General features: G+C 73.6%; 10 protein-coding genes. 1 reads left to right on the top strand and 9 read right to left on the bottom strand.

Going from position 1 to position 11,004, the window contains the following annotated elements; all coding sequences use genetic code 11:
* The coding region (locus ABLM29_RS21460; protein WP_349716646.1) for a methylmalonyl-CoA mutase family protein at positions 1-65 on the bottom strand (65 nt) is incomplete at its 3' end.
* On the bottom strand, positions 65-1,417 hold the full coding sequence (locus tag ABLM29_RS21455) for a DEAD/DEAH box helicase (protein ID WP_349716644.1): 1,353 nt from the start codon (positions 1,415-1,417) through the stop codon (positions 65-67). The genes ABLM29_RS21455 and ABLM29_RS21460, both read right to left, overlap by 1 nt.
* A 336-nt stretch (positions 1,418-1,753) precedes the next feature.
* On the opposite strand from ABLM29_RS21455, the gene ABLM29_RS21450 reads away from it, so the two are divergent.
* Positions 1,754-2,677 carry a glutathione S-transferase family protein gene (locus ABLM29_RS21450; RefSeq protein WP_349716645.1) on the top strand — a complete coding sequence of 308 codons (924 nt, stop codon included), beginning with the start codon at positions 1,754-1,756 and terminating at the stop codon, positions 2,675-2,677.
* A gap of 31 nt (positions 2,678-2,708) precedes the next feature.
* Here the strand turns inward: ABLM29_RS21450 and ABLM29_RS21445 are convergent, their stop codons facing one another.
* The 7 genes from ABLM29_RS21445 to ABLM29_RS21415 form a co-directional block, all read right to left on the bottom strand.
* Positions 2,709-2,978 carry a hypothetical protein gene (locus ABLM29_RS21445; protein ID WP_349716643.1) on the bottom strand — a complete coding sequence of 90 codons (270 nt, stop codon included), beginning with the start codon at positions 2,976-2,978 and terminating at the stop codon, positions 2,709-2,711.
* Between the two features lie 590 nt (positions 2,979-3,568).
* The gene (locus ABLM29_RS21440; protein ID WP_349716642.1) at positions 3,569-6,556 is read right to left on the bottom strand and encodes a bifunctional [glutamine synthetase] adenylyltransferase/[glutamine synthetase]-adenylyl-L-tyrosine phosphorylase; all 2,988 of its coding nucleotides are present in this window, start codon (positions 6,554-6,556) and stop codon (positions 3,569-3,571) included.
* The gene (locus ABLM29_RS21435) at positions 6,553-7,287 is read right to left on the bottom strand and encodes a type 1 glutamine amidotransferase (RefSeq protein ID WP_349716641.1); all 735 of its coding nucleotides are present in this window, start codon (positions 7,285-7,287) and stop codon (positions 6,553-6,555) included. The genes ABLM29_RS21440 and ABLM29_RS21435 overlap by 4 nt, the downstream gene beginning before the upstream one ends.
* A gap of 5 nt (positions 7,288-7,292) precedes the next feature.
* Positions 7,293-8,633 (bottom strand): type I glutamate--ammonia ligase, encoded by a 1,341-nt coding sequence (gene glnA, locus ABLM29_RS21430; protein ID WP_349716640.1) that lies wholly within the window; start codon positions 8,631-8,633, stop codon positions 7,293-7,295.
* A 161-nt stretch (positions 8,634-8,794) separates the two neighbouring features.
* Complete coding sequence (locus tag ABLM29_RS21425) at positions 8,795-9,835, bottom strand: iron-siderophore ABC transporter substrate-binding protein (RefSeq protein ID WP_349716639.1); 1,041 nt, start codon at positions 9,833-9,835, stop codon at positions 8,795-8,797.
* A gap of 49 nt (positions 9,836-9,884) precedes the next feature.
* Positions 9,885-10,697 carry an ABC transporter ATP-binding protein gene (locus ABLM29_RS21420; protein WP_349716638.1) on the bottom strand — a complete coding sequence of 271 codons (813 nt, stop codon included), beginning with the start codon at positions 10,695-10,697 and terminating at the stop codon, positions 9,885-9,887.
* Positions 10,698-10,724: 27 nt separating this feature from the next.
* On the bottom strand, positions 10,725-11,004 hold a 280-nt coding region (locus ABLM29_RS21415; protein ID WP_349716637.1), incomplete at its 5' end, for an iron chelate uptake ABC transporter family permease subunit.

Genomic DNA, 11,004 nt, shown 5'->3' with positions numbered 1-11,004 from the left:
GACGTCTCGACCAGGTAGGAGCCGCCGGCGGGGTCGGCGACCTCGGCGACGTGCGACTCGTCGATCAGCAGGTGGGAGAGGTTGCGCGCGATCCGGCGGCCGAGCCGCCGCGGTTGCCGGACGGGCGCTGGGCGCCCGAGCCGCCCTGGCCGTTGCCCTTGCCCCGCGAGCGCGACCGACCGCCGCCGGAGCGGCCGGAGCCGGCCGAGCCGGAACCGCCCTGGGCCGGCGCCGCGATCTCGAGCGCGCCCGGGCGGGAGCGCTCGCCGGGGGCCAGCTCCTCGAGCACCGGGTGGCTGCTGCCCTGGATCCGGGTGGTGGTCGGCGAGATGCCGGCCGCGCGGGTCAGGTCGCGCACGTCGTTGCGCTGGTCGCTGGTCATCAGGGTGACCACGGTGCCCTCGGCGCCGGCGCGCGCGGTGCGTCCCGAGCGGTGCAGGTAGGCCTTGTGCTCGGCCGGCGGGTCGGCGTGGACCACCAGGGAGACGTCGTCGACGTGGATGCCGCGGGCGGCGATGTCGGTCGCGACGAGCGCGTAGGCGCGACCCTCGTGGAACGCGGCGAGGTTCCGCGTGCGGGCGTTCTGACCGAGGTTGCCGTGCAGCTCGACGGCCGGCACGCCGTTCTTGTTGAGCTGGCGGGCGAGCGCCTTGGCGCCGTACTTGGTCCGGGTGAAGACCACCGTGCGGCCCGGCGCGCTGGCCAGGTCGAGCAGGATCGGCAGCCGGTGCTCGCGGTCGACGTGCAGCACGTGGTGGCTCATGGTCGCCACCGGCGACTGCACGGAGTCGGCCTGGTGGGTCACCGGCTGGGAGAGGAAGCGCTTGACCAGGACGTCGATGCCGCCGTCCAGGGTGGCCGAGAAGAGCAGCCGCTGACCCTCGCGCGGGGTCTGGCCCATCAGGCGCCGCACCGACGGCAGGAACCCGAGGTCGGCCATGTGGTCGGCCTCGTCGAGCACGGTGATGTCGATCGACGCGAGGCTGCAGTGCCCCTGGCCGATCAGGTCCTCGAGCCGGCCGGGGCAGGCGATGAGGATGTCGACGCCGCGCTTGAGCGCGTCGACCTGCGGCTTCTGGCCGACACCGCCGAAGATGGTGCGCGAGGTGAGGCCGGTGGCCTGCGCGAGCGGGACCAGCGACTCCTCGATCTGGCCGACCAGCTCGCGGGTGGGCGCCAGGATCAGGGCGCGCGGGCGGCCCGGCTTGGCCGCGGCACCGCCGGAGAGGCGGGCCACCAGCGGCAGCAGGAAGCCGTAGGTCTTGCCCGAGCCCGTGCGGCCGCGGCCGAGCACGTCGCGGCCGGCGAGCGCGTCCGGCAGCGTCGCCGCCTGGATCGGGGTCGGGGTGGTGATCCCACGCTGCTCGAGCACCGCCGCGAGGGAGGTGGGCAGGCCGAGATCGGTGAAGGAGGTCATGGCGTCAGGCGTTCCTTGCGTCGTGCCCCACCGGAGCCTGTGCCCGCCGGGCGGCGGAGGCTGCGCACGGAGCGTCGATGCCGGTCTGGGCGGAGATCGCTGCGACGTTGCGCTCAACCCGCGGTGGGACCCGAACGAGCTGACGCCCCAGGCTATCGGCGTACCGCTCCAGCACCGCCATCGACACCACGGCGCCGCGACGTGTCGTTGCTCACCCGTCGGACGATCTCCCACCGCGTTGCCCCGCCCCTCTAGAATTAGTAGACGATTCAACCAACCCCCGGGGGGCTTCGGGTGCCGACCTACACCGAGCAGGGCAAGGCCTACACGCGGGACATGCAGTACGTCCCCGACCGCATCACGGCCGAGCACGGCCGCTCCCGGGACGCGTACGGCGGCCACGACCTCGACGTGCCGACCTGGCCGGTCGAGCCGGGGCGCTACCGCCTGATCGCCGCCCGCGCCTGCCCCTGGGCCAACCGGGCGATCATCGTGCGCGGGCTGCTCGGCCTCGAGGACGTCATCTCGATGGGCCTGACCGGCCCGACCCACGACGCGCGCAGCTGGACCTTCGACCTCGACCCCGGCGGCGTGGACCCGGTGCTCGGCTACGAGCGCCTCCAGGAGGCGTACTTCGCCCGCGAGGCGGCCTACCCGCGCGGGATCACCGTGCCCGCGATGGTCGACGTGCCGACCGGCGCCGTGGTCACCAACGACTTCCCGTGGATCACCCACGACCTCTTCTTCGAGTGGCGCGACCACCACCGCCCGGACGCACCGGACCTGTGGCCGGACGCCGTGCGCCCCGAGATGGAGGAGGTGATGCAGCGGATCTTCACCGAGCTCAACAACGGCGTCTACCGCTGCGGCTTCGCCGGCTCGCAGGAGGCCTACGACGCGGCGTACGAGCGCCTCTGGTCGACGATGGACTGGCTCGAGGAGCGGCTGACCGACCGCCGCTACCTGATGGGCGAGGCGATCACGGAGGCCGACGTCCGCCTGTTCACCACGCTGGTCCGCTTCGACGCGGTCTACCACGGCCATTTCAAGTGCAACCGGAACAAGCTGACCGAGATGCCGGCGCTGTGGGGCTACGCCCGCGACCTGTTCCAGACGCCCGGCTTCGGCGAGACCATCGACTTCGACCAGATCAAGCGGCACTACTACGTGGTCCACGAGGACATCAACCCGACCGGGATCGTGCCCCGCGGCCCGGAGCCCGCCGTCTGGCTCACGCCGCACGGCCGCGAAGGGCTCTGACACCCCGTACGCCGCGGGCCCAGCCGCGAGCTCAGCCGCGCGCCCTCGGCGGGTCCTGCGCCGCCATCGGCTGAATGTGAGCGGCGTCGACCCACTGCTGGTAGACCACCAGGTCACCCGGCGAGCGCGGCGGCGGCACCAGCGCGAAGACGCACAGCCCCTGCCACACCACGACCCCCTCGCGAGGCGTGGTGCGGCGCCACGTGAGCAGGATCCCGGGCAGCGAGCTGGGCCCCCAGCGCATGGTGGTGTCCACCCACACGTGCACCGGCGGCGTCCGACGCGCCGGTTGCTGCTCCATGCTCGGAGCCTACCCGTGGATCGAACACCTGTTCGATTTGGGGAGCGTGGACGTGCCGTTGTCCCGACCCACGCCGGCACCGGCCGAGCGGCGGGGGCGGTCGTGTGCCCCACGCCCCGCGATGCCGATGCCTCAGGCACACGACCCAACCGCCGAGCCCGGCCCCCGCCCCGAGTCGGAAGAAAGTTCCTGCCGACTCACTGCGGGGGTGGCTTCGAGGCTCGCTGCGCTCGCACCTCAACCACCGACCGCCCACCGGGCACCCACCACCGGGCGCCCACCACCGGCCCAAAGAAGTGACGGCCGCCAGCGCGGGGAACGCGCAGCGAGAGCCGGGAGGGAGCGAAGCGACCGGACGGCGCGAGCGAAGCTTCTCCGCGCGCGGCCGCCGCAGGCCGCCAGCGAACCCGGCCCCGAGAAGCGCTCGACCGCGCGGCCGGCAGCATGGCGCGAGCGCAGCGAGCGACAGGCTCGGCCCATCCAAAACGAGCGCCGGGCCGCGACCTCTGGGGGGGTCGGTCGCGGCCCGACGTGACCCATCATGACACACCCTGCCCAGGATGGAAGACCCGACCCCAGGGTGTCGTCGTCTACTCCCAGAAAACGCGGTCCACCACCGCTTTTGCCCGTCGGGTGGTGCGTAGGTAGTCGTTGACAAGGGCGTCTGTTTCGTCCAGTCGGTACCCCATGATCCCGGCCACGGCGCGGCGCTCGACGAGGCCGCGCGGCAGCTGGTCGCCGGCCTTGCCGCGGGCGAGCAGGACGGCGTTGCGGATCCTGCTGACCATCCGCCACGACGCGGTCAGCGTGTCCGCGTCCTCCTCCGCCAGCAGCCCGGCCTCGGCCGCGGCGGTCAGGGCGGCGAGGGTCTGCGCCGTCCGCAGGCCCTCGTGGCGGGCGCCGTGGCGCAGCTGCAGCAGCTGGACGGTCCACTCGATGTCGGCGAGGCCGCCGCGCCCCAGCTTGAGGTGGGTGGCGGGGTCCGCTCCCCGGGGCAGCCGCTCGGTCTCGACGCGGGCCTTGATCCGGCGCACCTCCTGGATGTCGGAGGTGCTCAGCCCGCCGTCCGGGTAGCGCAGCGGGTCGATCAGCGCGGTGAACCGTCGCCGCAGGTGCTCGTCGCCGACGACCGCGTCGGCGCGGAGCAGCGCCTGGGCCTCCCACACCTTCGACCACTTCGCGTAGTAGGCGCCGTAGGCCTCCAGGGTGCGCACCAGCGCCCCCTGGCGCCCCTCGGGGCGCAGGTCGGCGTCGACCACGAGGGCGGGGTCCGGCCCGGGGACCGCGAGGGTCGCGCGCACCATCTCGGCGACGGCCTTCGCGTAGGACCCCGCGACCTGCGGGTCGGCGCCCGGGTAGGGGTCGTGCACGAACAGCACGTCGGCGTCGGAGCCGTAGGAGAGCTCGAAGCCGCCGTACCGGCCCATCGCGACCATCGCGATCGCCGTCGGCGCCTCGTCCAGCCCGCGCTCGGCGCGGACAGACTCCCCCGCCACTTGCAGCGTCGACTCCAGGGTGGCGTCGGTCAGCCGGGACAGCGCGAACCCGACGTCGGCGACGTCGATCAGCCCGAGCACGTCGCCGGCCGCGACGCGCAGCAGCTCCCGGCGACGTACGCCGCGGATCGCCCGCACGGACCTGGCCGCGTCCTCCTGTCGGCGGGCGGTGGCCAGCATCTCCTCACACAGCGGCGCGGCGCCGACCGGCGCGAGGTCGCCGGCCAGCAGGCGGACGCCCTGGGGCTCGCGCTCGAGCAGGTCGGTGCAGTACCTCGAGGTGCCGAGCAGGTGCGCCAGCCGGTCGGCGGCCTCCCCCTCGTCGCGCAGCGTGCCGAGGAACCACGGGCTCCGCCCCAGCGCCTCGCTGAGCCGCCGGAAGCCGAACAGGCCGGCGTCGGGGTCCGCGCACTCGGCGAGCCACTGCAGCATCGCCGGCAGCAGCGCCCGCTGGATCGACGCGGCCCTGCTGACGCCGTTGGTCAGGGCCTCGAGGTGGCGCAGCGCGGCCCGCGGGTCGGCGTACCCGAGCGCCGCGAGGCGCGCCTCGGCGGCCTCCGAGGAGAGTCGCACGCCGTCGCCGGGGATCTGCGCGACCGCGGTCAGCAGGGGGCGGTAGAAGAGCTTCTGGTGCAGCCGGCTGACCTCGCGCCGGTGGTGCTCCCAGAGCCGGTCGAGCGCCGCGACCGGCTCCTTCATCATCCCCAGGCTGCGGCCGAGCCGCCGCAGCGACGCCTCGTCCGTCGGCACCAGGTGGGTACGCCGGAGGCGGTAGAGCTGGATGCGGTGCTCGAGCTGCCGGAGGAAGGCGTAGGCGCGGTGCAGCTGCTCGCCGTCGGAGCGCCCGACGTAGCCGCCCTCGGTGAGCCGGGCCAGCGCGCTGAGCGTGGTCGGGGGCCGGATCGCGTCGTCGGCGCGGCCGTGCACCAGCTGCAGCAGCTGGATCGCGAACTCGACGTCGCGCAGCCCGCCGGCGCCGAGCTTGAGCTCGCGGTCGGCGTCCTTGGCGGGGATGTGGTCGAGCACCCGGCGGCGCATCGCGCGGGCGGCGTCGACGAACCCCTCGCGGTCCGCGGCGGACCACACCATCGGGGAGACCATCTCCACGAAGTCGCGCCCCAGCGCCAGGTCGCCGGCGACGGGACGCGCCTTGAGCAGCGCCTGAAACTCCCAGGGGTCGGCCCAGCGCTCGTAGTAGCCGCGGTGGCTGGCCAGCGTCCGGCTCAGCGGCCCCGCCTTGCCCTCGGGCCGCAGGTTGGCGTCGACGGGCCAGATGGTGCCCTCGGCGGTCTGGTCGGAGCAGACCTGCATCAGCTGGGCGGCCAGCTTGGCGGCGACGCGGCCCGCGGCCGCCACCGCGACGGCGTCCGCATCGGGGTCGGTGGCCTCGTGGGCGAAGATCACGTCGACGTCGGAGACGTAGTTCAGCTCGTGGCCGCCGCACTTGCCCATCGCGACCACGGCCAGACGTACGGTGGCGGAGTCCTCGGGGCCGACCCGGGCGCGGGCGATCGCGAGGGCCGCCTCCAGGGTGCCGGCCGCCAGGTCGGCGAGCTCGGCGGCCACATCGTCGACCGGGATGTGGTGGGCCAGGTCGCGCGCGGCCAGCCGCAGCAGGTGGCGCCGGTACTCGACCCGCAGCCCGTCGACCGCGTCGCGGTCGGGCAGCGTGGCGGCGGGCGCCTCGGCGCCGGGGTCCGCGCCGACGGCGGCGAGCAACGCGTTGCGCAGCGCGAACGCCGGCGCCCGGGTGGAGCCCAGCGTCGGGTCCCGCAGCTCGCGCCAGTGGTCGGGGTGGACGAGCAGGTGGTCGGCGAGCGCGACGCTGGCGCCGAGGACCGAGAGCAGGCGCATGGCCAGTCCCTCGTCGCCGCAGACCGCGCCGAGGAACTCGTCGCGGTCCTCCACCACCCCGGCGAGCGCCGCCAGCGAGGTGAGCGCCGCGTCGGGGTCGGCGACCAGGCCGAAGATCGCGAGCAGCTCCCGGCCGGGGGCGCCGAGCTCGGCGAGGTCCTGCTGCGCCCGCTCGGTGTCGGAGAAGCCGAGCCGCACCAGCTCGGTCCGGATCGTCGGGCGGATCACCGCGCCGGCTCCGTCGACGGCGCGTTCACCAGCTCGGCGAACGCGGGGCCGAGTCCGCACCAGGCGGCGGCGATCGCCTCCTGCTCGGCCGCGATCCCACGGACCGCGGCGTCGGCGTACGGGCTCGGCTCGCTGTGGGCCCAGATGACGGCCAGCGCCTCGTCGGACTCGGGGTGGGCCTGGATGCCCCAGGCGGTCGGCGCGAAGCGCGCCGCCTGGATCTCGCCGTCGGGTGTCGCCGCCAGCGCCTCCGCGCCCTCAGGGAGCTCGACGACGACGTCGTGGTTCCAGTGCAGGACGCGGCCGGGGGGCGCGGGCAACCGGCCGAGGAGCGGGTCCCGGGCGACACCCTCGAGCCAGCCGACGTCGCGGACACCGACCATCCCGCCGCGCGGGTTGGGCACGACCCGGCCACCCAGGGCCACCGCGATCACCTGGTGGCCGAGGCAGATCCCGAGCGTCGGCAGCCGGGTGGCCACGGCGGACCGCACGAGCCCCCGCAGGTGAGGTAGCCACGGCAGCGCGTCGTCGTCGTACGCCCCCGGAGCCCCGCCGAGCACGACGAGGCCGCGGTGCCCGGAGAGGTCGGCCGGCAGGGTGTCGCCCGCGTGCAGGCGCCGTACGTCGAGCCGCAGGCCCGCGCGCACGAGCCAGTCGCCGAGGAGGTGCGGCGGGCACGCCTCCTCGTGCTGGGCGACGAGGACGGCCCCGTCGGGACTCACCGGGCTCACCGGGCTCACAGCACGGGCAGCATCCGGTCCCGCTCGAAGGCGGACACCTGGCCGCGGTACTCGTCCCACTCGGCTCGCTTGTTGCGCAGGAAGAAGTCGAAGACCTGCTCCCCCAGCGTCTCGGCCAGGAGCTCGGAGTTCTCCGCGATGCCGATCGCCTCGTTGAGGTTGCGCGGCAGCGGCTCGATCCCCATGGAGCGGCGCTCCCGCTCGGTCAGGGCCCAGACGTCGTCCTCGGCCTCGGGCGGCAGCTCGTAGTCGTTCTCGATGCCCTTGAGGCCGGCGGCGAGGACCGCCGCGTAGGCCAGGTAGGGGTTGCAGGCGGCGTCGATGGTGCGCAGCTCGATGCGGGTCGACTGACCCTTGTGCGGCTTGTACATCGGCACCCGCACCATCGCGGAGCGGTTGTTGTGGCCCCAGCAGATGTAGGACGGCGCCTCGCCGCCGAACATCATCCGCTTGTAGGAGTTGACCCACTGGTTGGTGACGACGCTGATCTCGTTCGCGTGCCGCAGGATGCCGGCGATGAACTGGCGTCCGGTCTTGGAGAGCTGGTACTCGGCGCCGGCCTCGTAGAAGGCGTTCTGGTCGCCCTCGAACAGCGACACGTGGGTGTGCATGCCGGAGCCGGGGTGGGTGGTGAACGGCTTGGGCATGAAGGTCGCCCAGATGCCCTGGCTCAGCGCGACCTCACGGATCACCGTCCGGAAGGTCATGATGTTGTCCGCGGTGGAGAGCGCGTCGGCGTACCGCAGGTCGATCTCCTGCTGGCCGGGGCCGGCCTCGTGGTGGCTGAACTCGACCGAGATGCCCATCGCCTCGAGCATCGTGATCGCCTCGCGGCGGAAGTCGGAGCCGAAGGAGTGCGCGGTGTGGTCGAAGTACCCGCTGCGGTCGACCGGCACCGGGTCCGCGCCGGGCTCGGGGACGTCGCGGAAGAGGTAGAACTCGACCTCGGGGTGGGTGTAGAAGGTGAAGCCCTGGTCGGCGGCCTTGGCCAGGGTCCGCTTCAGCACGTTGCGCGGGTCCGCGTAGGACGGCGAGCCGTCGGGCATCACGATGTCGCAGAACATGCGGGCCGTGGCCGGGCCCTCGGAGCTGCGCCACGGCAGGATCTGGAACGTGGTCGGGTCCGGCAGCGCCAGCATGTCCGCCTCGTAGACCCGGGCGAACCCCTCGATCGCCGAACCGTCGAAGCCGATGCCCTCGGAGAACGCGCCCTCCAGCTCGGCCGGCGCCACCGCGACCGACTTCAGGAACCCGAGCACGTCGGTGAACCAGAGCCGGACGAACCGGACGTCACGCTCCTCGAGAGCGCGGAGAACGAAGTCTTCCTGCTTGCCCATGAGTGCAGCCTAGGGGTACGCCGGGCGGCCGCCGTACCGGGTGAGCCAAACGCGGCGCGGCGGGCGGACGAACGGACCCCCGGCCGGTCGGCCGGGGGTCCGTCGCGGCTTCTCCGCGCGGCGAGCGCGGATGCCTGGTTCAGTCCTCGATCGGTCCTCGATCAGTCCTGGAGCGCCTCGGCGAGCTTCTCGACCAGGGCCGGCATGCCCTGCTCCCACTGGAAGCTCAGCGCGGTCGGCGGCGACACCGAGGAGACGTTGGCCGGGCCGACCATCTGGGCCACGTTGCCGGCCTCCACCGCGGGGATGGTCAGCGCCTTCTTGTCGGTCAGCATGGCGTCGGCCTCGTCCTGGGTGGAGTGGTAGCTGACGAGCACGTCGGACGCCAGCGCGTCTGCCTTCTCCCAGCTCAGGTCGAAGTAGAAGCCGCCGTCGGAGGTGTCCAGCTCGGCCACGCTCGGGGCGACCTCGAAGCCGAGCTCGGTCAGCACGCCGACCCGCGGGTCCGCGCCGGTGTAGACCGAGAGGGTGGTCGGCGCCGCCCAGATGCCGGCGACGGTCTTGCCCTCGAACTCGGGGTGCGCCTCGGCCTCCTCTGCCATGTAGGCGTGGATCTCGTCGAGGATCTCCTCGCCCTGCTCCTCCCGGCCCAGCGCGGTGGCGGTGAGGCGGATGGTCTCGTCCCACGGCGTCGTCCAGGGGCCCTCGGTGAAGGCGACCACGGGGGCGATCTCCGAGAGCTGCTCGTACTGCTCCTCGGTGATGCCGGAGTACGGCGCCACGATCAGGTCGGGCGTGGCGGCGATGAACTCCTCGTAGGGGATCTCGGCGCCACCGGCGTCGTCGTTGATGACGACCGGGTGCTCGACGCCGGCCTCGTCGTAGGCCTCCTCGACCCACGGCAGGAGGTTGCCCTCGCCGGCGGTCCACACCTGCTCGCCGACCGCGACCGGGAAGACCCCGGCGGCGATCGCAGCCTCGGTGGAGCCCCAGCCCCAGGTGGCGACGCGGGTCGGCTCGGACTCGATGGTGGTCTCGCCGTAGACGTTCTCGAGGGTGATCGGGAAGACGTCGGCGGCCTCACCGGCGGTCGTGCCCGCGTCGGTCTCGGCGTCCTCGGATCCGCAGGCGGCCAGGGCGAGGGTGGACACCAGACCGGCGACGACGGCGGTGGTACGGCGGAAGCCACGTGTCGTGCGCACGCGAATCTCCTTCAGGCTCGGAATTGGTAAGCCAAGCCTAACCTAACTTCTATCGCCGAGTGGTGAGGGGTCCGCGACGCGGACGACCGCGCGGGACCACGAGCGGCCCTCCGGTCACCGGGTCCGCCACGACGGCCGCGTCCAGGCCGAACGCGGTGCGCACCGTCTCCTCGGTCAGCACGTCGGCGGGCGCGCCCTGCCCGACGATCCGTCCCGCCGACATGACGACCACGTGGTCGGCGTACCGGGCCGCGTGGTTGAGCTCGTGGAGGACCATCACCACCGTGCTCCCCCGCTCCGCGTTGAGGTCGGCCAGCAGGTCCAGCAGCTCGATCTGGTGGGTGACGTCCAGGTACGTGGTCGGCTCGTCGAGCAGCACGGCGCTGGTCTCCTGGGCCAGCACCATCGCGATCCAGACGCGCTGCCGCTGGCCGCCCGAGAGCTCCTCGAGCCGCCGCTCGGCCAGGTCGGCCACGCCGGTGGCCTCCAGCGACCGCATCACCACCGCGTCGTCGTCGCTGGTGTGCCGCCCGAACCAGCCCTGGTGCGGGTACCGACCCCGGGCGACCAGCTCGGCCACCCGGACCCCGTCGGGCGCGACCGAGGACTGCGGCAGCACGCCGATCAGGCGGGCCAGCTCGCGACGCGAGAGCGCGTGGGCGTCGCGCCCGTCGACGGTGACCCGGCCACCCCGGAGCGGGTGCAGGCGGGCCAGGCCGCGCAACAGCGTCGACTTGCCGCAGGCGTTGGGACCGACGATGGCGGTCACCCTGCCCGGCGGCAGCTCGAGGTCGAGGCCGTCGATGACCGGGCGGCCCCGGTAGCCGAGGACGACGCCCTCGGCGGTGATCGCAGTGCTCATCGTCGGCTCCTCATCTCAGCGTCCATCTCAGCGCCCCTCTCGTTCGCTGCGCGCCAGCAGCAGGAGCAGGTACGGCGCCCCGACCAGCCCGGTCACCACGCCCACCGGCGCCGTCACCGGACCCAGCGCGTGCTGCCCGACCACGTCCGCGCCGATCGTCAGCGCCGCCCCGACCGCGGCCGAGGCCGCCAGCGCCGGGCTCGCCCGTCGGGACACACTCGTTGGGGAACTGAGCTCGGGGTGCGGGTGGACGAACGAACGCCGACGCTTGCGCGTCGGCGGCGAGCCGGGCTGCGTGCAGCGCCGC

It is taken from the genome of Nocardioides sp. YIM 152588, assembly GCF_040191335.1.
GTDB lineage: Bacteria > Actinomycetota > Actinomycetes > Propionibacteriales > Nocardioidaceae > Nocardioides.
This window is presented reverse-complemented; position numbering and strand designations above follow the sequence as displayed.